The organism is Mycobacterium kyogaense, from assembly GCF_003254575.1.
Lineage (GTDB): Bacteria > Actinomycetota > Actinomycetes > Mycobacteriales > Mycobacteriaceae > Mycobacterium > Mycobacterium kyogaense.
Map to the genome: position 1 here is coordinate 1 of NZ_QJUA01000009.1, position 24,638 is coordinate 24,638.

At 67.9% G+C, this 24,638-nt stretch carries 23 protein-coding genes; 15 read left to right on the forward strand and 8 right to left on the reverse strand.

Going from position 1 to position 24,638, the window contains the following annotated elements; translation table 11 throughout:
- Positions 1-185: 185 nt before the first annotated feature.
- From purN to DMB80_RS08895, 4 genes are all read left to right on the forward strand, one after another.
- On the forward strand, positions 186-815 hold the full coding sequence (gene purN / locus DMB80_RS08880; protein ID WP_111509524.1) for a phosphoribosylglycinamide formyltransferase: 630 nt from the start codon (positions 186-188) through the stop codon (positions 813-815).
- Complete coding sequence (gene purH, locus DMB80_RS08885; protein ID WP_111509525.1) at positions 812-2,395, forward strand: bifunctional phosphoribosylaminoimidazolecarboxamide formyltransferase/IMP cyclohydrolase; 1,584 nt, start codon at positions 812-814, stop codon at positions 2,393-2,395. Before purN ends, purH begins: the two co-directional genes overlap by 4 nt.
- A gap of 92 nt (positions 2,396-2,487) precedes the next feature.
- Positions 2,488-3,879: a sigma 54-interacting transcriptional regulator gene (locus tag DMB80_RS08890; protein WP_048424022.1), complete on the forward strand. Its 1,392-nt coding sequence runs from the start codon at positions 2,488-2,490 to the stop codon at positions 3,877-3,879.
- A 53-nt stretch (positions 3,880-3,932) separates the two neighbouring features.
- Complete coding sequence (locus DMB80_RS08895) at positions 3,933-5,906, forward strand: vWA domain-containing protein (protein ID WP_205538597.1); 1,974 nt, start codon at positions 3,933-3,935, stop codon at positions 5,904-5,906.
- 3 nt (positions 5,907-5,909) lie between these two features.
- Here DMB80_RS08895 and DMB80_RS08900 read toward each other — a convergent pair whose 3' ends face one another.
- From DMB80_RS08900 to DMB80_RS08930, 7 genes are all read right to left on the reverse strand, one after another.
- Positions 5,910-6,488: a DUF1707 SHOCT-like domain-containing protein gene (locus DMB80_RS08900; protein WP_046361895.1), complete on the reverse strand. Its 579-nt coding sequence runs from the start codon at positions 6,486-6,488 to the stop codon at positions 5,910-5,912.
- An 86-nt stretch (positions 6,489-6,574) separates the two neighbouring features.
- Positions 6,575-7,342 carry an enoyl-CoA hydratase family protein gene (locus DMB80_RS08905; RefSeq protein ID WP_111509527.1) on the reverse strand — a complete coding sequence of 256 codons (768 nt, stop codon included), beginning with the start codon at positions 7,340-7,342 and terminating at the stop codon, positions 6,575-6,577.
- On the reverse strand, positions 7,342-8,502 hold the full coding sequence (locus DMB80_RS08910; RefSeq protein ID WP_046361893.1) for an acyl-CoA dehydrogenase family protein: 1,161 nt from the start codon (positions 8,500-8,502) through the stop codon (positions 7,342-7,344). Before DMB80_RS08910 ends, DMB80_RS08905 begins: the two co-directional genes overlap by 1 nt.
- On the reverse strand, positions 8,502-10,463 hold the full coding sequence (locus DMB80_RS08915) for an acetyl/propionyl/methylcrotonyl-CoA carboxylase subunit alpha (protein WP_111509528.1): 1,962 nt from the start codon (positions 10,461-10,463) through the stop codon (positions 8,502-8,504). The genes DMB80_RS08910 and DMB80_RS08915 overlap by 1 nt, the downstream gene beginning before the upstream one ends.
- 64 nt (positions 10,464-10,527) lie before the next feature.
- Entirely contained in the window at positions 10,528-12,060 is a 1,533-nt protein-coding gene (locus DMB80_RS08920; protein WP_240431097.1) for an acyl-CoA carboxylase subunit beta, read from the reverse strand.
- Positions 12,061-12,116: 56 nt separating this feature from the next.
- Entirely contained in the window at positions 12,117-13,265 is a 1,149-nt protein-coding gene (locus tag DMB80_RS08925) for an acyl-CoA dehydrogenase family protein (protein WP_111509530.1), read from the reverse strand.
- Positions 13,262-14,977 carry an acyclic terpene utilization AtuA family protein gene (locus DMB80_RS08930; RefSeq protein WP_240431098.1) on the reverse strand — a complete coding sequence of 572 codons (1,716 nt, stop codon included), beginning with the start codon at positions 14,975-14,977 and terminating at the stop codon, positions 13,262-13,264. The genes DMB80_RS08925 and DMB80_RS08930 overlap by 4 nt, the downstream gene beginning before the upstream one ends.
- A gap of 276 nt (positions 14,978-15,253) precedes the next feature.
- On the opposite strand from DMB80_RS08930, the gene rpmF reads away from it, so the two are divergent.
- The 11 genes from rpmF (at position 15,254) to DMB80_RS08980 (ending at position 24,114) form a co-directional block, all read left to right on the forward strand.
- A complete protein-coding gene (rpmF, locus tag DMB80_RS08935; RefSeq protein ID WP_046361907.1) occupies positions 15,254-15,427 on the forward strand; it encodes a 50S ribosomal protein L32 in 174 nt (57 codons plus the stop codon).
- 84 nt (positions 15,428-15,511) lie between these two features.
- The gene (locus DMB80_RS08940) at positions 15,512-16,198 is read left to right on the forward strand and encodes a response regulator transcription factor (protein ID WP_046361906.1); all 687 of its coding nucleotides are present in this window, start codon (positions 15,512-15,514) and stop codon (positions 16,196-16,198) included.
- Positions 16,198-17,649: a HAMP domain-containing sensor histidine kinase gene (locus tag DMB80_RS08945; protein ID WP_111509531.1), complete on the forward strand. Its 1,452-nt coding sequence runs from the start codon at positions 16,198-16,200 to the stop codon at positions 17,647-17,649. Before DMB80_RS08940 ends, DMB80_RS08945 begins: the two co-directional genes overlap by 1 nt.
- Positions 17,650-17,807: 158 nt before the next feature.
- Entirely contained in the window at positions 17,808-19,151 is a 1,344-nt protein-coding gene (locus DMB80_RS08950; protein ID WP_111509532.1) for a S1C family serine protease, read from the forward strand.
- Positions 19,152-19,228: 77 nt separating this feature from the next.
- Positions 19,229-19,726, forward strand: a complete 498-nt coding sequence (locus tag DMB80_RS08955; protein WP_162938460.1) for a MogA/MoaB family molybdenum cofactor biosynthesis protein — start codon at positions 19,229-19,231, stop codon at positions 19,724-19,726.
- 160 nt (positions 19,727-19,886) lie between these two features.
- Entirely contained in the window at positions 19,887-20,054 is a 168-nt protein-coding gene (locus DMB80_RS28060) for a hypothetical protein (RefSeq protein WP_162938461.1), read from the forward strand.
- 393 nt (positions 20,055-20,447) lie between these two features.
- Entirely contained in the window at positions 20,448-21,095 is a 648-nt protein-coding gene (locus DMB80_RS08960) for a porin MspA (RefSeq protein WP_111509534.1), read from the forward strand.
- 86 nt (positions 21,096-21,181) lie between these two features.
- Entirely contained in the window at positions 21,182-21,829 is a 648-nt protein-coding gene (locus DMB80_RS08965) for a porin MspA (RefSeq protein WP_111509535.1), read from the forward strand.
- A 218-nt stretch (positions 21,830-22,047) separates the two neighbouring features.
- Positions 22,048-22,695, forward strand: coding sequence for a porin MspA (locus DMB80_RS08970; protein WP_048423725.1), 648 nt, complete (start codon positions 22,048-22,050; stop codon positions 22,693-22,695).
- Between the two features lie 215 nt (positions 22,696-22,910).
- The gene (locus DMB80_RS08975; protein ID WP_048423725.1) at positions 22,911-23,558 is read left to right on the forward strand and encodes a porin MspA; all 648 of its coding nucleotides are present in this window, start codon (positions 22,911-22,913) and stop codon (positions 23,556-23,558) included.
- Between the two features lie 43 nt (positions 23,559-23,601).
- Positions 23,602-24,114 (forward strand): hypothetical protein, encoded by a 513-nt coding sequence (locus DMB80_RS08980; RefSeq protein WP_240431087.1) that lies wholly within the window; start codon positions 23,602-23,604, stop codon positions 24,112-24,114.
- 58 nt (positions 24,115-24,172) lie between these two features.
- On the opposite strand, the gene mscL is transcribed toward DMB80_RS08980, so the two are convergent.
- Positions 24,173-24,631 (reverse strand): large-conductance mechanosensitive channel protein MscL, encoded by a 459-nt coding sequence (gene mscL, locus DMB80_RS08985; RefSeq protein ID WP_111509641.1) that lies wholly within the window; start codon positions 24,629-24,631, stop codon positions 24,173-24,175.
- Positions 24,632-24,638: the final 7 nt, after the last annotated feature.

Genomic DNA, 24,638 nt, shown 5'->3' on the forward strand with positions numbered 1-24,638 from the left:
CCCCGAGCCACCCGTCTCCGAGCCCCCCGCCGAACCCGCGGCTGAACCTCGGGGCCAGCAGAAGCCGGTACGCGAGGCGTTCGGGCCCGCAGACATCGAAGACTTCGCAGATCCCGAGGATCATTTCGTCGCCGACGACGACATGCGTTCGGACCGCGACGGCACCACCCACTAGGCTTCCAGCCGTGCAGCCACCGGTCCGGGTCCCCCCGAGTGTGCCGTCGCGGCTCGTGGTCCTGGCTTCTGGCACCGGCTCCCTGCTCGCGTCGCTGCTCGAGGCCGCGGTCGACGAGTACCCCGCGCGCGTCGTCGCCGTCGGCACCGACCGCGACTGCCCGGCTCTGCAGATCGCCGAGCGGGCCGCGATCCCGACGTTCACCGTGCCGCTGCGCGCCCATCCCGACCGCGCCGCATGGGACGCCGCGATCACCGCGGCGACGGCAGCGCACCAGCCTGATCTGGTCGTATCGGCGGGCTTCATGAAAATCCTTGGCCTGGAATTCCTTTCGCACTTCCCAGGGCGGGTGGTCAACACCCATCCGGCGCTGCTGCCCGCGTTTCCCGGCGCACACGCCGTTGCCGATGCGCTCGCCTACGGCGTCCGCGTCACCGGGTGCACCGTGCACCTCGTCGACGCGGGCACCGACACCGGCCCGATCGTCGCGCAGCAGGCGGTGTCCGTGCTCGACGGCGACGACGAGGCCACGCTGCACGAACGGATCAAGGTGATCGAACGAGAGCTTCTGGTGGATGTCCTGGCGGCGCTGGCCACCCGCGGCGTCACCTGGACGGGACGAAAGGCGACCATAGGATGACCGACAGCGACGGCAGGCGACGTATCCGCCGCGCCCTGATCAGCGTGTACGACAAGACCGGGCTGGTGCCGCTGGCCCAGGGTCTGCACGAGGCCGGGGTCAGCATCGTCTCGACCGGCTCGACGGCGAAAACCATTGCCGACGCCGGTGTTCCGGTGACCCCGGTGGAGGATGTGACCGGCTTCCCCGAGGTGCTCGACGGGCGCGTGAAGACGCTGCATCCCCGTGTCCACGCCGGCCTGCTGGCCGATCAGCGCAAACCCGAACATGTTTCGGCGCTGGCGGACCTGGGCGTCGAGGCCTTCGAGCTCGTCGTGGTGAACCTGTACCCCTTCACGCAGACGGTGAACTCCGGGGCCGGTGTCGACGAGTGTGTGGAACAGATCGACATCGGCGGCCCGTCGATGGTGCGCGCTGCGGCGAAGAACCATCCCAGCGTCGCTGTCGTCGTCGAGCCGCTGGGGTACGACGGAGTCCTGGCCGCCGTGCGTGCCGGCGGGTTCACGCTCGCCGAGCGGAAGAAGCTGGCGTCGTTGGCTTTCCGTCACACCGCCGAGTACGACGTCGCAGTGGCCTCGTGGATGGAAACCGTCCTGGCCCCCGAGGCTGACACCGAGGCCGGCGCGGCCTCTCTGCCGCCGTGGTTCGGGGCGACATTCCGGCGCACCGCGGTCCTGCGGTACGGCGAGAACCCGCACCAGCAGGCGGCTCTGTACAGCGATGACGGTGGCTGGCCGGGTCTGGCGCAGGCAGAACAGTTGCACGGCAAGGAGATGTCGTACAACAACTACACCGATGCCGATGCCGCCTGGCGGGCGGCATTCGACCACGAGGACATCTGCGTGGCGATCATCAAGCACGCCAACCCCTGTGGCATCGCGGTGTCGTCTGTGTCGGTGGCCGACGCGCACCGCAAGGCCCACGAATGCGACCCGCTGTCGGCGTTCGGCGGCGTGATCGCCACCAACACCGAGGTCAGCGTCGAGATGGCCGAGACCGTCGCGGGGATCTTCACCGAGGTCATCGTGGCGCCCGCGTACGAGCCCGGTGCCGTGGAGGTGCTGCGCGGAAAGAAGAACATCCGCATCCTGGTCGCGTCGGAGCCGCAGCCAGGGGGAACCGAGTTCCGGCAGGTGAGCGGCGGTCTGCTGGTGCAGCAGCGCGACGCGGTGGACGCCTCGGGCGACGATCCGGCGAACTGGACGCTGGCCACCGGCACGCCGGCGGATCCGGCGGTCCTCGCCGATCTGGTGTTCGCGTGGCGCACCTGCCGTGCGGTCAAGTCGAACGCGATCGTCATCACCAAGGACGGCGCGACCGTCGGCGTCGGCATGGGTCAGGTGAACCGGGTCGACGCGGCGCGGCTGGCGGTGGAGCGGGCCGGGGATCGCACGCAGGGGGCCGTCGCAGCCTCCGACGCGTTCTTCCCGTTTCCCGACGGACTGCAGACGCTGACGCAGGCCGGCGTGACGGCCGTGGTGCATCCGGGCGGTTCGATGCGCGACGACGAGGTGACGGCGGCTGCCGCGGAGGCCGGGATCACGCTCTACCTGACCGGGGCGCGTCACTTCGCGCACTGACGATCACGGTGAGCGGGCGCAAAATGCCTGCGTGAAGCGGTGTGTTGCGTACAGACACGCCCGCTCGCGGAGAACAGTCGTAGCGTGGAGTGGTGACATCACCTAACGACCTGCCCCGCACCGTCGGCGAGCTGCGCGCCTCCGGGCATCAGGAGCGCAGCGTCAAGGCCGAGATCCGGGAGAACCTGCTGGCCGCCTTGAGCTCGGGGGCCACCGCCGAACAGATCTGGCCGGGCATCCTCGGCTTCGACGACACGGTCATCCCGCAGCTGGAACGGGCACTGATCGCCGGCCACGACATGGTGCTGCTGGGGGAGCGCGGGCAGGGCAAGACGCGGTTGCTGCGGGCGCTGAGCGGACTGCTCGACGAGTGGACGCCGGTGATCGCCGGCGCGGAACTGGGTGAGCACCCGTACAGCCCCATCACCCCGGAGTCGATCCGGCGGGCCGCTGATTCCGGTGACGATCTACCGATCGCCTGGCGGCACCGCAGCGAGCGCTACACCGAGAAGCTCGCCACCCCCGACACCAGCGTGGCCGATCTCGTCGGCGACATCGATCCGATCAAGGTGGCCGAGGGTCGCAGCCTCGGCGATCCCGAGACCATCGCCTACGGCCTGATCCCACGCGCCCATCGCGGCATCGTCGCGATCAACGAGCTGCCCGACCTCGCCGAGCGCATCCAGGTCGCGATGCTCAACGTGATGGAGGAGCGCGACATCCAGGTCCGCGGCTACACCCTGCGGCTCCCGCTCGACGTCCTCGTCGTGGCCAGTGCCAACCCGGAGGACTACACGAACCGCGGTCGGATCATCACCCCGCTCAAGGACCGCTTCGGCGCGGAGATCCGCACGCACTACCCGCTCGAGCTCGACGCCGAGGTCGGCGTCATCACCCAGGAGGCGCACCTGGCCGCCGAGGTGCCGCCGTATCTGATGGCCATCCTCGCCCGGTTCGCGCGTGCCCTGCGTGAATCGACAGCGATCGACCAGCGCTCCGGTGTCTCGGCACGATTCGCGATCGCCGCGGCGGAAACCGTGGCCGCATCCGCCCGCCACCGCGGGGCGCTGCTCGGTGAACAAGACCCGGTGGCACGCGTGGTCGACCTCGGCACCGTGATCGACGTGCTGCGCGGGAAATTGGAGTTCGAATCCGGGGAGGAAGGCCGCGAGCAGGCGGTGCTCGAACACCTGCTTCGGCGAGCCACGGCCGAGACCGCGCAGCGGCTGCTCGGCGGTATCGATGTCGGCCCGATCGTCACCGCGGTCGAGAACGGCTCGCCCGTCACGACGGGGGAGCGGGTATCGGCGCGCGAGGTGCTCGCCGCACTACCCGAGGTCCCCGCCGTCGCGGAGATCCAGCGCCGCCTCGAGGCGTCCACGGATGGTCAGCGGGCGGCGGCGATCGAGTTGGCGCTCGAGGCGCTGTACCTGGCCAAGCGCATCGACAAGGTGTCCGGAGAGGGCGAAACCATCTATGGGTGACCGCCGTACGACGATAAAGCGGCGAGGGACGAGCCGCGGTGAGGAGTGCGGCAGTGGTTAAGAGACTTTCGCGGTACTCGCGATACACCGGCGGGCCGGACCCGCTGGCCCCTCCGGTCGACCTGCGCGAGGCGCTGGAGGCCATCGGTCAGGACGTCATGGAGGGGACGTCGCCGCGACGTGCACTGCAGGAACTGCTGCGCCGCGGGTCGAAGAACATGCCGGGCGCGGACAAGCTGGCCGCAGAGGCGAACCGCCGGCGTCGGGAACTGTTGCAGCGCAACAACCTCGACGGCACCCTGGCCGACATCAAGAAGCTGCTCGACGAGGCCGTGCTCGCCGAACGCAAAGAGCTGGCCCGCGCGCTCGATGACGACGCGAGATTCGGTGAGTTGCAGCTGGATTCGCTGTCACCGTCACCCGCCAAAGCTGTCCAGGAGCTTTCCGAGTACGGCTGGCGCTCCCCGGAGGCGCGGGAGAAGTACGAGCAGATCAAGGACCTGATGGGCCGTGAGATGCTCGATCAGCGGTTCGCCGGAATGAAGCAGGCGCTCGAGAACGCCACCGACGAGGATCGCCAGCGCGTCAACGACATGCTCGACGACCTGAACGACCTGCTGGACAAACACGCCAAAGGCGAGGATGACCAGCAGGATTTCGAGAACTTCATGGACAAGCACGGCGAGTTCTTTCCCGAGAACCCGCGCAACATCGACGAGCTGCTCGATTCCCTGGCCAAGCGGGCCGCGGCCGCGCAGCGCTTCCGCAACAGCCTGTCGGAACAGCAGCGCGCTGAGCTCGATTCGTTGGCGCAGCAGGCGTTCGGCTCGCCATCGTTGATGAACGCCTTGGACCGGCTCGACGCGCATCTGCAGGCCGCGCGCCCGGGGGAGGACTGGAACGGCTCGGAACGCTTCTCCGGCGACGACCCGCTGGGGATGGGCGAGGGTGCGCAGGCGCTGGCCGACATCGCCGAGCTCGAGCAGCTCGCCGAGCAGCTTTCCCAGAGCTATTCGGGCGCCACGATGGACGACGTCGACCTCGACATGCTGGCCCGTCAGCTCGGCGACGAGGCCGCCGTGAACGCGCGCACGCTGGCCGAACTGGAACGCGCGCTGATGAATCAGGGCTTCCTCGACCGCGGCGCCGACGGGCAGTGGCGGCTCTCGCCCAAGGCGATGCGTCAGCTCGGGCAGACCGCGCTGCGCGATGTGGCGCAACAACTCTCGGGCCGGCACGGCGAACGGGACACGCGGCGGGCCGGTGCGGCCGGTGAGCTCACCGGTGCGACGCGGCCCTGGCAGTTCGGCGACACCGAACCGTGGAACGTCACCCGGACGCTGACGAACGCTGTTCTCAGAGAAGCCGGCACGGGTGAGCGCACGGGAGCCATCGGCATCACGGTCGACGACGTCGAGATCTCCGAGACCGAGATGCGCACCCAGGCCGCGGTGGCGCTGCTGGTGGACACCTCGTTCTCGATGGTGATGGAGAACAGGTGGCTGCCGATGAAGCGCACCGCGCTCGCCCTCAACCACCTCGTCAGTACCCGGTTCCGGTCCGACGCGCTGCAGATCGTCGCGTTCGGCCGCTATGCCCGCACCGTGACCGCCGCCGAACTGACCGGGTTGGAGGGCGTCTACGAACAGGGCACCAATCTGCACCACGCGCTGGCCCTGGCGACTCGGCATCTGCGCAGGCATCCGAACGCGCAGCCCGTCGTGCTCGTCGTCACCGACGGTGAGCCGACCGCACACCTCGAGGACTTCGATCGCAACGGCAGTCCCGCTGTGTTCTTTGACTACCCGCCGCACCCGCGGACCATCGGGCACACCGTGAAGGGCTTCGACGAGGTCGCGCGACTCGGCGCGCAGGTGACGATCTTCCGGCTGGGGAGCGACCCAGGTCTCGCGCGGTTCATCGATCAGGTGGCCCGACGGGTGGGTGGTCGCGTGGTGGTGCCGGACCTCGACGGGCTCGGTGCCGCGGTGGTCGGCGACTACCTGGGGTCCAAGCGGCGGCGCTGACTCTCAGGCGGCCTTGCGCTTCTTCCGCTTGACGGTGACGCTGCCCCACAGCGCGAACCCGGAGATCCGCACGCAGGGCGCGCCCGGCGCGCCCTCGCCCTCGATGCTGTGGTCGAAGCTGCCCATCACCGACACCCCGCGCAGGTCGACGTTCACCTCCGGGGGAACCAGGATGGTCTGCCCACCCATGATCGTGTAGATCCGTATCTCGACATCGTGAGCGGTGAAGTCGGCGTAGCGCAGGTCGACGACACCGCCGCCCCACAGCGCGAAGGTGGTCAGCCGCTTCGGCACGTTCCACCGACCGCGGCGCTCGTAGCCCGACAGGATCGCGAGCAAGGTGCTCGACGGGGCCGGGCGGCAGGTGCCGCTGCGTCCGCGGGTGATCGCGCCGGGGAGGTCGGCCGACAACCGGTCCAGCTCATCGCAGGTCTGCGCCGCGTACGCCCTGGCCAACCGGGATTCGTACTCGCTCACGCCGATCGTGCCCGATGCGGCGGCATCGGTCAGCAGCTGCGCGACCTGAATGCGATCGGTGTCGGCAGCTCGCATCGAACGGCTCCGCGACGCGGGGCTGCTCATCGGCGTCTCCTGCTACGTCCCAACATTGCCACCCAGGCTACGACGATCAGCGATACATGCAAGACCCGTGGCCAAACTGTGAGGAGTCAGCCGACCCAGCGGGGCTTTCGCTTCTCCAGGAACGCGAGTATGCCCTCGCGGGCCTCGTCGGAGACGAACAGCTCCGCCGAGCGTTGGGTGAGGGCCTCCGCCCGCCGATCGAACTCGTCGAGAATGGCGGCCGTGGTCAGTGCCTTCGACTCGGCCAGGCCCTGGGGTGAGCCCTGCGCGATCGCCGCCGTGAGGTCGTCGACAGCGGCGGCGACGTCGGCTGCAGCGAGGGTGACCAGGCCCATCTGTGCGGCTTCTGCCGCGCCGAACTTCTCGCCCGTGACGAAGTAGCGGCCGGCAGCACGCGCCGTCATCTTCGGCAGCAGCGTCAACGAGATGATCGACGGTGCCACCCCGATGCGGGCCTCGGTCAGCGCGAACGTGCTCGCTGTGCCCGCCACCACGATGTCGCAGGCTCCGATCAGCCCGAGCCCACCGGCGCGGACATGGCCGTCGACAGCCGCGATGACAGGAAGCGGGCAGGTGAGGATGCGGCGCAGCAGCTGCGTCATCTCCCGCGCCCGGTCGACGGCCAGCTCGGAGGGATCCCGGCCGGCGGCCTCGGCGAGGTCGGCGCCGGCGCAGAACGTCCCGCCCGTGTGTCCGAGCACGACGACCCGGACGTCAGGGTCGGCCGCCGCCCGCTCGAGGCCCTCGTGCACCTGCGCGACCAACGCTGCCGACAGCGCGTTGCGGTTGTGCGGTGAGTCGAGGGTCAGCCGAGCCACCGCGCCGGCGCGGTCGTAGGTGACAAGATCCCCCATCAGTAGGACCGGGGGAGCCCGAGCGAGGTCTGTGCGATGAAGTTGAGCACCATCTCGCGGCTGACCGGCGCGATCCGGGCGAGCCGCGACGCCGTCAAAACCGAGGCGATGCCGTACTCCTTGGTCAGACCGTTGCCGCCGAGGCACTGCACCGCCTGGTCGACGGCGCGCACCGACGCCTCACCGGCGGCGTACTTGGCCATATTGGCCGCCTCGGCGGCGCCGGCGTCGTCGCCCGCGTCGTACAGCGCGGCGGCCTTCTGCATCATCAGCTTGGCCAGTTCGACCTCGATGTGGTTCTGCGCCAGGGGATGCGAGATGCCCTGGTGCGCACCGATCGGCGTCTTCCACACCTGCCGCGTCTTGACGTACGAGGTGGCCTTCTCCAGGGCGAACCGTCCCATGCCGACCGCACTCGCTGCACCCATGATGCGTTCGGGGTTCAGTCCCGCGAAAAGCTGGGCGATCGCGGCGTCCTCCGAGCCGACCAGGGCGTCGGCGGGCAGTCGGACCTCGTCGAAGAACAGCTGGAACTGGTTCTCCGGGCTGACGATCTCCATGTCGATCTTCGTCCAGCTCATGCCGGGGGTGTCCGTCGGAACGACGAACAGGGCGGGCTTCAGATTGCCCGTCTTGTGGTCGGCGGTGCGGCCCACGACGAGCACGGCCTGGGCCTGGTCGACGCCGGAGATGTACACCTTCTGGCCGGACAGGATCCAGTCGCTGCCGTCCCGGCGTGCGGTCGTGGTGATGCGGTGCGAGTTGGAGCCGGCATCGGGCTCGGTGATCGCGAACGCCATCGTGACCGTGCCGTCGGCGATGCCGGGGAGCCAGCGCTGCTTCTGCTCCTCGGTGCCGTACTTGGCGATGATCGTCCCGTTGATCGCCGGCGAGACCACCATCATCAGCAGGGCGGACCCCGCCGCGGCCATCTCCTCCATGACCAGGCTCAGCTCGTACATGCCTGCACCGCCGCCGCCGTACTCCTCGGGCAGGTTCACCCCGATGAAGCCGAGTCGGCCGGCCTCAGCCCACAGCTCATCGGTGTGCTGACCCGCGCGGGCCTTCTCCAGGTAGTAGTCCTGCCCGTAGTTGGCGGCCATCGCGCCGACCGCCTTGCGCAGGGCCTGCTGTTCCTCGGTCTCGACGAATCCGGTCATCACGCCTCTCCTGAATCGACACGCGCCAGTACGGCGCCCACTTCCACCTGCGTTCCCGCGGTGACGTTGAGTTCGGCCAACACACCGTCGGCCGGTGCGGCGATGGTGTGCTCCATCTTCATCGCCTCGAGCCACACCAGCGGCTGGCCCGCGGTGACGGTGTCGCCGACATTTGCCCCGACGCGCAGCACCGAACCCGGCATCGGCGCGAGCAGCGACCCGTGTGCGACGGCGTCGGCCGGATCGGGGAACCGTGGCAGCGCGACCAGATGCACCGCTGCGGTGGGGGAGTCGACGTACACATCGTCACCGTGGCGCGCCACCGCGAACGGGCGGTCCACGCCGGCGACGTTGAGCACTGTCTGCGCGGGCGTCGCGGTCACCAGCGTCACGTCGTCGCGGTCGGCCACGCGCACGCCGTCGCGGGTGAAGCGGTACGCCACTTCGTGGGTCTCGCCGTCGTCGTTGAGGTAGCCCTTGGTCTGCCAGCCCGACGCGAGATTGCGCCACCCACTCGGGACCCCCGCGAAAACCGTTGCTGTGCTGCGGTTGTCCGCCGCCTCGGCCAACGCGGCGGCGATCGCCGACAGCTCGACCGTCGCACTGTCGGCCACTGGTGCGGCAAGCTCGGCAAGGCCATGGGTGTCGAAGAACGCCGTGTCTGTGGCGCCGCTGCGGAACGCCGGGTGGCGCAGCACGTTGACCAGCAGGTCGCGGTTGGTGCGCACACCGTGCAGCCGGGTGCGGGTCAGTGCATCGGCCAGCAGCGCTGCGGCCCGCTCCCGGGTGGGTGCCCACGAGATGACCTTCGCGATCATCGGGTCGTAGAACACCGAGATCACCGAGCCGTCGCCCACCCCGGAGTCCAGACGCACCCCCGCCCGGTCGAGCAGCTCGAAATGCTCGACCGCCGTGGGCACGTCGAAACGATGGACGGTGCCGGCTTGGGGCTGCCAGTTCTTGGCGGGATCCTCGGCGTAGAGCCGTGCTTCGATCGACGAACCGGACGAGGCGGGCGGCTGCGCGTCCAGCGCCGCACCGTCGGCGACCGACAGCTGCAACTCCACCAGGTCCACGCCCGACGTGAGCTCGGTGACGGGGTGTTCCACCTGCAGGCGGGTGTTCATCTCGAGGAAGAAGAAGTCTCCCCCATCAGAGGCCATGAACTCGACGGTGCCCGCGCCGGTGTACCCGATCGCGGTGGCGGCCAGCCGGGCCGCCTCGAACAGCTTGTCCCGCATGCCCGGAGTGCGTTCCACCAGCGGGGAGGGCGCCTCTTCGATGATCTTCTGATGTCGGCGCTGGATCGAGCACTCCCGCTCGCCGACCGCCCACACCGTGCCGTGCGCATCGGCCATCACCTGCACCTCGACGTGATGACCGGCGTCGAGGTAGCGCTCGCAGAACACGGTGGGGTCGCCGAAGGCGGACTGCGCCTCGCGTTGCGCGGCCTCGACCTGCCCGGGCAGCTCGCCGAGTTCGCGGACCACGCGCATGCCGCGGCCCCCACCGCCGGCCGACGCTTTGATCAGCACCGGCAGCATGTCGGCGGTCACCGTGTCCGGGTCGAGCTCGTCGAGCACCGGAACCCCGGCGGCGGCCATCATCTTCTTGGCTTCGATCTTGGAGCCCATCGCGGCCACCGCGGCCACGGGCGGCCCGATCCACGTCAGCCCCGCGTCGATCACGGCGGCCGCGAAGTCGGGGTTCTCCGAAAGGAATCCGTACCCGGGGTGGACGGCGTCGGCGCCGGCGGCCCGCGCGGCTGCGATCAGTTGGGCGGTGTCGAGGTAGCCGCGGGTGCCCTCGAGGCGGACCCGGACGTCGGCTTCGGCGACGTGCGGTGCCGCTGCGTCGGGATCGGTGTACACGGCGACGGTACCGATACCCAGCCGTCGGCAGGTGGCGAACACCCGCCGGGCGATCTCGCCACGGTTGGCGACCAGAACGCGAGTGATCATGGCTGCTCCCTCCTCGCGATTTCGGCGTGGTTGTCTGCGCTCAGCGACGGCGAACACGCCGAAATCACATCCGGAAGACGCCGAAGTTCGACGTCCCCTCGATCGGTGCGTTGGCGATCGCCGACAGGCACATGCCCAACACGGTGCGGGTGTCCCGCGGGTCGATGACGCCGTCGTCGTAGAGCCGGCCCGACAGGAACATCGGCAGCGATTCGGCATCGATCTGCGCCTCGACGGCCGCGCGCAGTGCCGCATCGGCCGCCTCGTCGATCTGCTGACCGCGGGCCTGCGCCGCGGCCCGGCTCACGATCGACAGCACGCCCGCCAACTGGGTGCCGCCCATGACCGCCGACTTCGCGCTCGGCCAGGCGAACAGGAAACGCGGGTCGTAGGCGCGCCCGCACATGCCGTAGTGGCCTGCGCCGTAGGAGGCGCCGATGAGCAGTGACAGGTGCGGCACAGTCGAATTGGAGACGGCGTTGATCATCATCGAACCGTGCTTGATCATGCCGCCCTCTTCGTACGCCTTGCCCACCATGTAGCCGGTGGTGTTGTGCAAGAACAGAAGTGGTGTGTTCGAGCGGTTGGCCAGCTGGATGAACTGCGTGGCCTTCTGCGACTCCTCGCTGAACAGCACCCCGCGCGCGTTGGCGAGGATGCCGAGCGGGAACCCGTGCAGCGTGGCCCAGCCGGTCACCAGCGAGCCGCCGTAGAGCGGTTTGAACTCGTCGAACTCCGAGCCGTCGACGATGCGGGCGATCACCTCGCGAGGGTCGAACGGGATACGCAGATCCGGCGGCACGATGCCGAGTAGTTCCTCGGAGTCGAACGCCGGCTCGGTGTAGGCCTTCGGCGCCGGACCTTTCTTGTGCCAGTTGAGCCGCGCCACGATCCGCCGGCCGATGCGCATCGCGTCGAGTTCGTCGACGGCGAAGTAGTCCGCGAGACCCGATGTGCGGGCGTGCATCTCGGCCCCGCCGAGCGACTCGTCGTCGGACTCCTCCCCGGTCGCCATCTTGACCAGCGGAGGACCGGCCAAGAACACCTTCGAGCGGTCCTTGATCATCACGACGTGATCGCTCATGCCGGGGATGTAGGCGCCGCCCGCGGTCGAGTTGCCGAACACCAAGGCGATCGTCGGGATACCGGCCGCCGAGAGCCGGGTCAGGTCGCGGAACATCTGCCCGCCGGGGATGAAGATCTCTTTCTGCGTGGGCAGATCCGCGCCACCCGACTCCACGAGGGAGATGACCGGCAGCCGGTTCTCCAGGGCGATCTGGTTGCCGCGCAGAATCTTTCGCAGGGTCCACGGGTTGCTGGTGCCGCCCTTGACGGTCGGATCGTTGGAGACGATCAGGCATTCGACGCCCTCGACCGCTCCGATGCCGATGACGACGCTCGCGCCGACCGTGAAGTCGGTGCCCCACGCGGCCAGTGGACTCAGCTCGAGGAACGGGGAGTCGGGGTCGACGAGAGCCTCGATCCGTTCGCGCGCGGTCATCTTGCCGCGGGCATGGTGGCGGCTGACGTACTTCTCACCACCACCGGCCAGCGCCTTGGCGTGTTCGGCGTCGAGTTCGGCGAGCTTGATCGTCATCGCGTCGGCTGCCTCGCGGTACCCGGGGGAGCGAGGGTCCAGCGTCGAGCGCAGCGTCACGCTTGGAAGCCCAGCGACTTGGCGGCCAGCGAGGTCAGGATCTCGGTGGTGCCGCCGCCGATGCCGAGGATGCGCATGTCGCGGTACTGGCGTTCGACCTCAGACTCGGCCATGTACCCCATGCCGCCGAACAGCTGCACCGCCTGGTTGGCGACCCATTCGCCCGCCTCGACTGCGGTGTTCTTGGCGAAACACACCTCGGTGATCAGGTTCGACTCGCCGGCGATCTGGCGTTCCACGACGTGGCGGGTGTAGACCCGGGCGATGTCGACGCGTCGCGCCATCTCGGCGAGCGTGTTCTGCACCGACTGTCGCGCGATCAGCGGCTTGCCGAAGGTCTCGCGGTTGCGACACCACTCGACGGTGAGGTCGAGGCACCGCTGCGCGCTGGCGTAGGCCTGCCCGGCGAGGCCGACGCGCTCGGACACGAATGCGGCGGCGATCTGGAAGAAGCCGCTGTTCTCGGCGCCGACGAGGTTGGCCACGGGCACGCGGACGTCGGTGTAGGAGAGTTCAGCGGTGTCGGAAGACCGCCAGCCCATCTTGTCGAGCTTGCGGCTGACCTCGAAGCCGGGTGTGCCTTTGTCCACGACGATCAGCGACACCCCCGCCGCCCCCGGCCCGCCCGTGCGCGCGGCGGTGACCACGTAGTCGGCGCGTACGCCGGAGGTGATGTAGGTCTTGGCGCCGTTGATGACGAACTCGTCGCCCTCCCGGACCGCGCGGGTGGTCAGGTGCCCGACGTCGGAGCCGCCGCCCGGTTCTGTGATCGCCAGCGAGCCGATCTTCTCGCCCCGCAACGTCGGCCGCACGTAGGTGTCGATGAGGTACTCGTCGCCGGAGGCGATCATGTGGGGCACCGCGATGCCGCAGGTGAACAGCGAGGCGAACACCCCGCCGGGTGCCCCCGCCTGATGCATCTCTTCGCAGATGAGCAGCGCATCTGCGCCGTCGCCGCCCTCGCCGCCGGCCGTCTCGGGGAAGCCGGCGCCGAGCAGCCCGGCCTGGGCTGCCTTGCGGTGCAGGTCGCGGGGGAGTTCGCCGACGCGTTCCCACTCGTCGACGTGGGGGAGCACCTCGCGTTCGGCGAAGGCGCGCACCGTCTTTCGGAGGTCTTCGCGTTCCGATGTGGTCCAGATGCTCACGGCAACAACTCCTCGGGGATGTCGATGGTTCGGCTGCGCAGCCATTCACCCAGGCCTTTGGCCTGCGGATCGAAACGCGCCGCGGACGCGACGCCCTGACCCAGGATGTCTTCGATCACGAAGTTCACGGCGCGCAGGTTGGGTAGCAGATGGCGGGTCACGGGGAGTCCGGCCGCCTCCGGCAGCAGCTCGCGTAGCTTCTCCACGGTCAGCGCGGATGCGAGCCACCGCCATTCACGATCTGCCGCTTCTCCCGTCGCTCCGCTGGTCCCGGCGCGCACCCAGACCCCGATGTTGGCGCTGCCGCCCTTGTCGCCGCTGCGGGCACCCGCGATCGTGCCCAGCGGCACCCGCCGCGTCGCGGCGGCCTCGCTCGGCTGGGGTACCTCGACGTCGGGCACGGGCTCGAGCTCGAGGGTGTCCACGGCGGGTGCGATGTCGACCCGGGTGCCGTCGGCGTGCACGGCCACGTGAGGCACCTGCTCGGCCGGTACGTGAGCAGCGGTGAAGACGCCGTACACCTGGCCGTCGCCGGGCGGAGTGGTGCTGGTGAAGCCGGGATAGCTGGCCAGGGCCAGTTCGACTGCGGCAGCGGAGAATCGGCGGCCCACCGCTGCGGCGTCGGGGTCGCGTGCCACGCAGCTCAGCAGGGCGCTCGCGGTCTGTTCGGTGTCGGCATCGGCGTGGTCGGTGCGGGCCAGAGTCCACTGCATCTCCGCCGGCCGCACCGTCAGGCTCGTCTCGAGCTGCTGGCGCACGAGTGCAGCCTTGGCCTCGATGTCGAGTCCGGTCAGTACGAACGTCATCTCGTTGCGGAAGCCGCCGAGACTGTTGAGGCCGACCTTCAGCGTGGGCGGGGGAGGTTCACCGGTGACGCCGCTGACGCGCACACGGTCGGGCCCGTCGTCGGTCAGCGTGATCGAGTCGACCCGCAGCGTGGCGTCGGGGTTCGCGTAGCGGGCGCCGCCGATTTCGTAGAGCAGCTGCGCGGTGACGGTGCCGACGGTGACGGCGCCGCCGGTGCCCGGATGCTTGGTGATGACCGACGAACCGTCGGCGTGGATCTCGGCGATGGGGAAGCCGGGGCGCGCCATGTCGGCGATCTCGGTGAAGAAGGAGTAGTTGCCGCCGGTGGCCTGGGTGCCGCACTCGATGATGTGGCCCGCGGCGATCGCGCCGGCGATCGCGTCGTAGTCCTCGCGCTTCCAGCCGAAGTGCGCCGCCGCGGGGCCGACGATCACCGACGCGTCGGTGACGCGCCCTGTCACCACGACATCGGCGCCCGCTTTCAGGCAGTCGGCGATGCCCCAGGCGCCCAGGTAGGCGTTCGCGGTCAGGGGTCGGCCGAATCCCAGCTCGTCGGCGCGCGTGAGGAGGTCGTCGCCCTCGACGTGTGCGACGGCGACGGTGATCTGCAGCCGCTCGGCGAGAGCGCGCACAGCGGCGGCGAGTCCCGCGGGGTTGAGGCCGCCGGCGTTCGCGACGATGCGCACACCGCGGTCCACCGCGAGGCCGAGGCACTCCTCGAGCTGCCGCAAGAACGTCTTGGCGTAGCCGCGATCGGGATCCTTCATGCGGTCGCGGCCCAGGATGAGCATGGTCAGCTCGGCCAGATAATCGCCGGTCAGGTAGTCGACGTCGCCCCCGGTGAGCATCTCGTGCATGGCCGAGAGCCGGTCACCGTAGAAGCCCGAGCAGTTCCCGATCCGGATGGGATCGCGGTCCGACACCGGCGTCACGCAGTCTCCCGTCGCTCAGGCGGGCAGGGCGCCCAACCAACCGGTAGGTTACTTGGTACCGGCGGTAGCACGTCAAGACCCGACCGCGTTTCCGCCGCCGGGTCATCCGCGGGGTTTGGAGCCCGTCCAGCTCACCGGCTATCCTGGTGTCCAATTGCCCGCGTCCGGTCCGCCCAGGCTTGCAGGCAGTACTGGTTCATGTTCGCCGGTCAGCCGACGGACACCCCGAAACACAGATGGAGCTCGATCATGGCTGTCCCGAAGCGCAGGATGTCGCGTGCGAACACCCGTAGCCGGCGCGCGCAGTGGAAGGCCACGGCCACCGGACTCGTCGGCGTGACCGTCGGAGGTCAGCAGCGCAAGGTGCCGCGGCGGTTGCTCAAGGCCGCACGCCTGGGTCTGATCGATCTCGATCGCCGCTAACCGCGACGACGCGTATCGGAAACATTCAGGTTTCATCGGCGCGGCTCTCAGCACTCTCTCAGACACGGAGTCGAGACTGTGGCAGTGCGCATACTCGTCGTCGATGATGACCGCGCGGTCCGCGAATCGCTGCGCCGCTCCCTGTCTTTCAACGGCTACTCCGTGGAGTTGGCTCAGGACGGGCGTGAAGCGCTCGACCTGATCGCCAGCGACCGTCCCGACGCTGTCGTGCTGGACGTGATGATGCCCCGCCTCGACGGGCTCGAGGTGTGCCGCCAGCTCCGCAGCACCGGTGACGATCTGCCGATCCTCGTGCTGACGGCGCGAGACTCGGTGTCGGAACGCGTGGCCGGGCTCGACGCCGGCGCCGACGACTACCTGCCCAAGCCCTTCGCCCTCGAGGAGTTGCTGGCGCGCATGCGGGCCCTGCTGCGCCGCACCACACTCGACGATTCGAGTGAATCGGCCGCGCTGACATTCGCCGACCTCTCACTGGATCCGGTGACCCGCGAGGTCACCCGAGGCGAGCGGTCGATCAGTCTCACCCGCACCGAGTTCGCATTGCTCGAGATGCTGATCGCCAATCCTCGGCGGGTGCTCACGCGCAGCCGCATCCTCGAAGAAGTGTGGGGCTTCGACTTCCCGACGTCGGGCAACGCGCTCGAGGTCTACGTCGGATACCTGCGCCGCAAGACCGAGGCCGAAGGCGAGCCGCGGCTCATCCACACGGTGCGGGGAGTCGGGTACGTCCTGCGGGAGACCCCGCCCTGATGCAGCCACATCCCGACGTCGCCTGGCCGGGACAGCCCCACCCGCAACAGCCGGCCGGTAGCTCGGTGTCGCTGCGCTGGCGCGTGATGCTGCTGGCGATGTCGATGGTGTTGATGGCGGTCGTGCTGATGGGCGTCGCGGTGTACGCGGTGGTGTCCCGAGCGCTCTACGACGACCTCGACAGTCAGTTGTACAAGCGGGCCCAGCTCCTGGTGGAGAGCGGATCGCTGGAGATGGACCCGGGCAAGGCCATCGAGGCGACGGCATACTCCGACATGAACGCACGGCTGGTGATCCCCGGCCGGGCCGGGTATCAGACGTCGGACAACATCCCGATCGGGGAGCCCGAAAAGGCCGTAATCGCAGGCAATTTGGGGATTTCGCTGCGGACAGTGGGGCACCAGCGGGTGTTCGCCGTCCATTTCTCCGACGGGTCGTCGCTGATCCTGTCGAAGAGCCTGGGACCGACCGGCGACCTTCTCAAGAAGCTGGGAACCGTGCTGTTCTGGGTCGGCGGAATCGGAGTGGCGATCGCCGCGATCGCCGGCGGGATGGTGGCCACCGCCGGCCTACGGCCGGTTGCTCGACTGACCCAGGCCGCCGAACGCGTGGCTCGCACCGACGATCTGCGACCCATCCCGGTGGTCGGTCACGACGAATTGGCTAGGCTCACCGAGGCTTTCAACATGATGCTGCGAGCGCTGGCCGAATCTCGCGATCGCCAGGCGAGATTGGTCACCGACGCCGGACACGAGTTGCGTACGCCGTTGACCTCGCTGCGCACGAACGTCGAACTCTTGATGGCGTCGATGCGGCCGGGAGCACCACGTATCCCGGAGGACGAGATGGCCGATCTGCAGGCCGACGTGATGGGGCAGATCGAGGAATTGTCCACGCTGGTCGGTGACCTGGTCGACCTCACCCGTGAGGACGCCGGCCGTGTGGTGCACGAGGTGGTCGACATCTCCGACGTGATCGACCGCTCCCTCGAGCGAGTTCGGCGCCGCCGCAACGACATCGAGTTCGATGTCACCGTCACGCCCTGGCAGGTGTACGGAGATACGGCTGGGCTGGGCCGCGCAGTCCTCAACCTGCTCGACAACGCGGCCAAGTGGAGTCCTCCTGGCGGTCGGGTGGGCGTAGTGCTGAGGCAGATCGACGCGAACCACGCCGCGCTGGTGGTATCCGACAACGGACCGGGAATCCCGGCCCACGAGCGGGATCTCGTGTTCGAGCGGTTCTACCGGTCCACTGCGGCGCGGGCTATGCCGGGCTCAGGGCTCGGCCTCGCGATCGTCAAACAGGTGGTGGCCAAGCATGGGGGAACTCTGCTGGTCACCGACACCGTCGACGGCGGTGACCCACCGGGGACCTCGATGCACATGGTGCTGCCCGGGCGTCCCCCGGTCCAGACGGGGTCGGCGACACGCGACTCGTCATCCCCGCGGTGACGCGTGTCACCAGCGACGATGTTCGGGTGAGCCCGGCAGAATCTGGGCGTGTACCGATGTGAATCTCAGGGCACTCTCAGCACAGGTGGGCACTCTTGAGCCACGCACTTCGTTGACGAAGTACACCATTCCCTACTCGAGGAAGACACCGCAGCGACATGACCAACCATCCGAGGTACTCACCGGGTCAGCATCCGGGTCAGCAGCCCGGCATGGGTGGCCAGGCGCCCCAAGGTCAGGTCGGCCCCGTGCGCTCCGGATCCCATGAGCAGCAACCCGGCTGGGATTGGCGGTACGCGACGGAGCAGCAGCGGCAGGCCTATCGCTCGCCCTACGATCCCTACCCCGGGGCGCCGATGCCGAACCCGTACCCGCGGCCCGGTTTCCCGCCTGCCGCACCGACGCCCAAGAAGCGTTCGCGCGCAACAGGTCTCGCCGCTGGAGCCGTGGCCATAGCGATCGTGTCCGCGGGCATCGGCGGTGGTGTCGCGACGCTGGTGCACCCGGCCCACAGTTCGACGGGCTTCAGCGCGTCGGGCGCGGCGCCGAGCCAGCCCGCCGCCAGCGTGCCCAATGGCTCGGTGGAGCAGGTCGCGGCGAAGGTCGTGCCGAGTGTGGTCAAGCTCGAAGTGAACGAAGGCCGCCAGTCCGAGGAGGGCTCGGGTGTCATCCTCTCCGCCGACGGGCTGATTTTGACCAACAACCACGTGGTCGCCGCCGCGGCGGCGCCGGGCGGTGGGCCGCAGACCAAGGTCACGTTCTCCGACGGCCGCACCGCTGCGTTCGACATCGTGGGCACCGATCCGGGCAGCGACATCGCCGTGGTCCGCGCGAAAGGGGTCTCCGGACTGACGCCGATCGCGATCGGCTCGTCGGCGAATCTGCGGGTCGGCCAGGATGTGGTGGCGATCGGCTCGCCGCTGGGTCTGGAAGGCACCGTGACCACCGGCATCATCAGTGCACTGAACCGCCCGGTCGCGGCCGGAGGCGATGCGCAGAACCAGAACACGGTGCTCGACGCGATCCAGACCGACGCGGCCATCAATCCCGGCAATTCCGGCGGCGCTCTGGTCAACATGAACGGTGAGCTGGTCGGGATCAACTCCGCCATCGCCACCATGGGCGCCGATTCCGGTGCAACACAGAGTGGCTCGATCGGTCTGGGCTTCGCGATCCCCGTCGACCAGGCCAAACGGATCGCCGACGAACTGATCCAGACGGGCAGCGCGACGCGCGCGTCGCTGGGTGTCCAGGTGGGCAACAACGCCGGGGGAGACGGGGCCAAGATCGTCGAGGTCACCCCGAACGGCGCGGCGTCCTCGGCAGGACTTCCCGCCGGGGTGACGGTGACCAAGCTCGACGACCGGGTGATCGACAGCGCTGATGCCCTCGTCGCCGCGGTGCGGTCCAAGGCGCCCGGAGACAAGGTGACGCTGACCTATCTGGACCCCTCCGGGAAGCCGCAGACGGTCGACGTGACCTTGGGTAAGGCCGCACAGTGAGGGTGGTCCAGGGGCCGCCACGGCCGACGCTTCGAGTGGCTGCGCCGCTGTCCGTGCCGACATATACGGTTGTGCCCATGGAACAGCCCCACACGTTGGTCGGCCGGGCTCTCGTCGTCGTCGTCGACGACCGCACCGCCCACGGCGATGAAGAGGACCACAGCGGGCCTCTTGTCACGGAACTGCTCGGCGAGGCCGGATTCGTCGTCGACGGCGTCATCGTGGTCTCCTCCGACGAGGTCGAGATCCGCAACGCGCTCAACACCGCCGTCATCGGCGGCGTCGATCTCGTGATCTCGGTCGGTGGTACCGGTGTCACGCCGCGCGATGTCACCCCGGAGGCGACGCGCGATCTGCTCGACCGAGAGCTTCTCGGCATCGCCGAGGCGCTGCGGGCATCCGGCCTCGCGGCGGGCACCGCAGACGCCGGGCTGTCGCGTGGTCTCGCGGGCGTGTCTGGGAGCACCCTGGTGGTGAACCTCGCCGGGTCCCGGGCTGCAGTGCGCGACGGGATGGCAACACTCGGGCCGTTGGCCGCGCACATCATCGCGCAGCTATCCAGTTTGGAGATCTAAACGCCATGGGCTGGCAGGAGCTAGTCCACACGCGGGTCGGAGGAGCTTCCTCTCCGACCCGCGTTTCCGTGTCCGGACCGCGCGTCCGACCAGCAGTGTTAACGGAAAGTGAACTGCCATCCCGGCTCGGGTGTGATCTTTGTCACACAGGGTGGGCTCAATGACCGAGCAGTCGCGGCCATCGCGCGATGTAGTTAACAAGGTGTTCGGTGAGACATTGCCTGAGATGCCGCCCGGTGAACGCGATCCAGACCGGGACGGAGACGACGACGACCGGGATCGCTGGCTGCGGGACAACATTCCGCCTCATCACGGCGATCACGGCTGACCTGTAGGTTCACCACAGCTCCATTTCAGGAACCTGGTGTAACGCCGTCGCCGCGGAACGCGAAGACGTTGGTGCGGGGTCAAGATCAGCGACGGAGTTCTTCTGCCGACCCCCGTCGTCGCGAGGAGGGGGTCGCTGACTCTCGAGGGGTCGTCAGCAAACGTTGGCCGCGGTGTGCGCCCTACGACACCACACAGACGTACGCGTTGCCGGTCGGATGCCTCCTCGTTATGTTCCTCTCGTCAAAACGATGAGTGATTCGTAAGAACAAAATGTGAGCTTTTTAATTCCACTCACATGAAGTTCTCGCGAGGTGTGTGGTGTAGCAGTACGGCCAGGCACGAGCAACCGGTGCCCCGACATGGGGACCCGTTCTACTGAGCAAGGGAGAACATGAAGGCAATCAGTCGGGTGCTGATCGCGATGGTCGCGGCCATCGCTGCGTTGTTCGTGAGCACTGGCACCTCTCACGCAGGGCTGGACAATGAGCTGAGCCTGGTCGATGGCAAGGGTCGGACGTTGACGATCCAGCAGTGGGACACGTTCCTCAACGGCGTGTTTCCCCTTGACCGCAACCGGCTGACCCGCGAGTGGTTCCACTCGGGCAAGGCTGTGTACAGCGTGGCCGGCGAGGGCGCCGATGATTTCGAGGGCACCCTGGAGCTGGGTTACCAGATCGGCTTCCCGTGGTCGCTGGGCGTGGGCATCAACTTCAGCTACACCACCCCCAACATCGCGCTCGACGGCCAGGACGTCATCGGCGTCGATGGCGTCGGCATCGACCTGTTCCCGGCGATCTCGACGCCGCCGCTGTTCCCGGGCGTGTCGATCTCGGCGGACCTGGGCAACGGCCCCGGTATCCAGGAAGTCGCGACGTTCACCGTCGACGTCTCCGGCCCCAATGGCGCGGTGGCAGTGTCGAACGCGCACGGCACGGTGACCGGTGCTGCCGGCGGTGTGCTGCTGCGTCCCTACGCACGTCTGATCTCGTCGGCCGGTGACAGCGTCACCACCTACGGCGAACCCTGGAACATGAACTGACCCACGGGCATCGCCCACGAGTTCGGTGGAGTGCCGGTCCTTCGAGGCCGGCACTCCGTCGCTCTCACCACCTGAAAAGGATCACCATGAAGACAATTTCTCGGGTGCTGATCGCGATGGTCGCGGCCATCGCTGCGTTGTTCGTGAGCACTGGCACCTCTCACGCAGGGCTGGACAATGAGCTGAGCCTGGTCGATGGCAAGGGTCGGACGTTGACGATCCAGCAGTGGGACACGTTCCTCAACGGCGTGTTTCCCCTTGACCGCAACCGGCTGACCCGCGAGTGGTTCCACTCGGGCAAGGCTGTGTACAGCGTGGCCGGCGAGGGCGCCGATGATTTCGAGGGCACCCTGGAGCTGGGTTACCAGATCGGCTTCCCGTGGTCGCTGGGCGTGGGCATCAACTTCAGCTACACCACCCCCAACATCGCGCTCGACGGCCAGGACGTCATCGGCGTCGATGGCGTCGGCATCGACCTGTTCCCGGCGATCTCGACGCCGCCGCTGTTCCCGGGCGTGTCGATCTCGGCGGACCTGGGCAACGGCCCCGGTATCCAGGAAGTCGCGACGTTCACCGTCGACGTCTCCGGCCCCAATGGCGCGGTGGCAGTGTCGAACGCGCACGGCACGGTGACCGGTGCTGCCGGCGGTGTGCTGCTGCGTCCCTACGCACGTCTGATCTCGTCGGCCGGTGACAGCGTCACCACCTACGGCGAACCCTGGAACATGAACTGATGTAACGGTTCTCCAGAAGCGGCCTCTGACTTCGGTCAGGGGCCGCTTTTGCGTACGGCCCAGATGGACTCTGACACGTTCAGGATGGACTCCCTGTCTGTGACCAGGTTGGTAAGTGAATACCAAACAGCTTGGCGGGCAAGCAGTCCGGCGCAACGGCTGGTTACTTTCATCTCCTCGATGACGAAACCCCCATCGATTTACGGGCTGAGGAGAGCATGAAGCTGATCATCCGGGTGTTGGTAGCACTGAGCATGAGCGTTGCGGCGCTGCTCGTCAGCACCGGCACATCGCACGCAGGGCTGGACAACGAACTGAGTCTCGTGGACGGTAAGGGCCGCACCCTGACCATCCAGCAGTGGGACACCTTCCTCAATGGTGTGTTCCCCCTTGACCGCAACCGGCTGACCCGCGAGTGGTTCCACTCGGGCAAGGCGGTCTACTCGGTCGTGGGTGACGGGGCCAAGGACTTCGCGGGCACGTTGGAGCTGGGTTATCAGATCGGCTTCCCGTGGTCGCTGGGTGTGGGCATCAACTTCAGCTACACCACGCCGAACATCGCGCTCGATCAGCAGGACATCATCGGTACGGCAAAGGGCCCGATCGATCTGTTCCCGCCGATCTCGACGCCGCCGCTGCTGCCCGGTGTCTCGATCTCGGCGGATCTGGGCAACGGCCCGGGCATCCAGGAAGTCGCGACGTTCTCGGTCGACGTCTCCGGTGACCACGGCGCCGTCGCGGTGTCGAACGCCCACGGAACCGTCACGGGTGCGGCCGGCGGCGTGCTCCTGCGGCCCTATGCGCGCTTGATCTCCAAGGACGGCGACAGCGTCACGACCTACGGAGAACCCTGGAACATGAACTGAACACGAACTGACTTCTCGGTCTCTGCGCGGGAGCGGCCCCTGACGACAGTCGGGGGCCGCTTTTGTGACCGTCGTCTCCCGCTACCTGTGACCAGCCTGGCAATTGGTTACCAAACAGCTTGGCGGACAAGCGGTGCGGTGCCCGGCTAGATACTTTCGTCTCCTCAAAGATGAGAAATTTTCCAATAATTCACCGTCAACGGGCTGAGGAGAGCATGAAGCTGATCATCCGGGTGTTGGTAGCACTGAGCATGAGCGTTGCGGCGCTGCTCGTCAGCACCGGCACATCGCACGCAGGGCTGGACAACGAACTGAGTCTGGTGGACGGTAAGGGCCGCACGCTGACCATCCAGCAGTGGGACACCTTCCTCAATGGTGTGTTCCCCCTTGACCGCAACCGGCTGACCCGCGAGTGGTTCCACTCGGGCAAGGCGGTCTACTCGGTCGTGGGTGACGGGGCCAAGGACTTCGCGGGCACGTTGGAGCTGGGTTATCAGATCGGCTTCCCGTGGTCGCTGGGTGTGGGCATCAACTTCAGCTACACCACGCCGAACATCGCGCTCGATCAGCAGGACATCATCGGTACGGCAAAGGGCCCGATCGATCTGTTCCCGCCGATCTCGACGCCGCCGCTGCTGCCCGGTGTCTCGATCTCGGCGGATCTGGGCAACGGCCCGGGCATCCAGGAAGTCGCGACGTTCTCGGTCGACGTCTCCGGTGACCACGGCGCCGTCGCGGTGTCGAACGCCCACGGAACCGTCACGGGTGCGGCCGGCGGCGTGCTCCTGCGGCCCTATGCGCGCTTGATCTCCAAGGACGGCGACAGCGTCACGACCTACGGAGAACCCTGGAACATGAACTAGGTGGATTACCCACTTCGGCAAGGGAAAACTCAAGGTGAGGAAGATGATTCTCAACATTGCGCTACCTGCGCACGAAGCGTTCAACACTGGTAATCTGACCGGACCTAGCTTCAACCAGTTCAAAGAGAAGGGACGGCCGGTGGCCGAGTACGGTACTTCCGTTTCCGCGCGGTTGGCGAAGCCGATCGCAATGGGGCTGAGCGGTCTCGCCGCTGCCGCCGCGCTCATGACAATCGGTGTGGGCACTGCCAGCGCCGACGACATGTCTGCTGATCCCTCGACGCCGGGTAACGGCCGCGAGGCCGACGGCGCAGTCCGCTCGCCCGACGTGTCCAACGGCTCGTCGGGTGTCATGGCGCAGGGTGAGGTCCGCACCTCCGGGTTCGGCGAGGCTCTCGCTTCGCAGGGCGGCGAGGTTCGCACCTCGACGCGTGGCGTCCCCGGCACGAAGGCATGGGTGTTCTCCGGTGCTGCCGGCGACATCAGCGCCTGCGTGTACGACGGCCCGTGGTGCGCGAACTGGATGGCGATCCCGTTCGACATCAACAACCCCTGATCGACTCTCACGCAAAAGGCCCCCGGCGAAAGCCGGGGGCCTTTTGTTGTGTATGCGGTCAGTCGCGGTCCGCGCTGGTGTATGTCGCGGTATCCGGGCTGGGGCCGGTACCGGGTCCGCTGACGTGCTTTCCTGCCGGACCGTTGTTCTCCTGCAGCAGGTTTCGGATCTCGGTGAGCAGGCTCAGCTCGGTGTCCTGCGCTTGCTCCACCTCGCCGCGCTCGCGGAGCTTCTTGTACGGAAGCACGATGACGAAGTAGACGACGGCCGCCACCAGAAGAAAGTTGATGAAGGCGGAGAGGACCGCATTGAAGTCGACGTACTTGTCGGCACCCAGCGGGATCTTCAAGATCCCGTACTCCCTGTCGCCACCGGCACCGATTCGGTCGATGAGCGGCTGAATCACGCTGTCGGTGAAGGCCTTCACCAGAGCGGTGAACGCGGTGCCGATGACGACCGCCACCGACAGATCGATCACGTTGCCGCGGGCGAGAAATTCCTTGAACCCTTTGATCATGCTCATC

Coding starts and splice junctions, on each gene's coding strand:
- purH (WP_111509525.1), top strand. CDS start 812: ATGACCGACAGCGACGGCAGGCGACGTATCCGCCGCGCCCTGATCAGC.
- DMB80_RS08900 (WP_046361895.1), bottom strand. CDS start 6,488: ATGAGCAGCCCCGCGTCGCGGAGCCGTTCGATGCGAGCTGCCGACACC.
- DMB80_RS08905 (WP_111509527.1), bottom strand. CDS start 7,342: ATGGGGGATCTTGTCACCTACGACCGCGCCGGCGCGGTGGCTCGGCTG.
- DMB80_RS08910 (WP_046361893.1), bottom strand. CDS start 8,502: ATGACCGGATTCGTCGAGACCGAGGAACAGCAGGCCCTGCGCAAGGCG.
- DMB80_RS08915 (WP_111509528.1), bottom strand. CDS start 10,463: ATGATCACTCGCGTTCTGGTCGCCAACCGTGGCGAGATCGCCCGGCGG.
- DMB80_RS08920 (WP_240431097.1), bottom strand. CDS start 12,060: ATGACGATCAAGCTCGCCGAACTCGACGCCGAACACGCCAAGGCGCTG.
- rpmF (WP_046361907.1), top strand. CDS start 15,254: ATGGCTGTCCCGAAGCGCAGGATGTCGCGTGCGAACACCCGTAGCCGG.
- DMB80_RS08945 (WP_111509531.1), top strand. CDS start 16,198: ATGCAGCCACATCCCGACGTCGCCTGGCCGGGACAGCCCCACCCGCAA.
- DMB80_RS08950 (WP_111509532.1), top strand. CDS start 17,808: ATGACCAACCATCCGAGGTACTCACCGGGTCAGCATCCGGGTCAGCAG.
- DMB80_RS08955 (WP_162938460.1), top strand. CDS start 19,229: ATGGAACAGCCCCACACGTTGGTCGGCCGGGCTCTCGTCGTCGTCGTC.
- DMB80_RS28060 (WP_162938461.1), top strand. CDS start 19,887: ATGACCGAGCAGTCGCGGCCATCGCGCGATGTAGTTAACAAGGTGTTC.
- DMB80_RS08960 (WP_111509534.1), top strand. CDS start 20,448: ATGAAGGCAATCAGTCGGGTGCTGATCGCGATGGTCGCGGCCATCGCT.
- DMB80_RS08965 (WP_111509535.1), top strand. CDS start 21,182: ATGAAGACAATTTCTCGGGTGCTGATCGCGATGGTCGCGGCCATCGCT.
- DMB80_RS08970 (WP_048423725.1), top strand. CDS start 22,048: ATGAAGCTGATCATCCGGGTGTTGGTAGCACTGAGCATGAGCGTTGCG.
- DMB80_RS08975 (WP_048423725.1), top strand. CDS start 22,911: ATGAAGCTGATCATCCGGGTGTTGGTAGCACTGAGCATGAGCGTTGCG.
- DMB80_RS08980 (WP_240431087.1), top strand. CDS start 23,602: ATGATTCTCAACATTGCGCTACCTGCGCACGAAGCGTTCAACACTGGT.
- mscL (WP_111509641.1), bottom strand. CDS start 24,631: ATGATCAAAGGGTTCAAGGAATTTCTCGCCCGCGGCAACGTGATCGAT.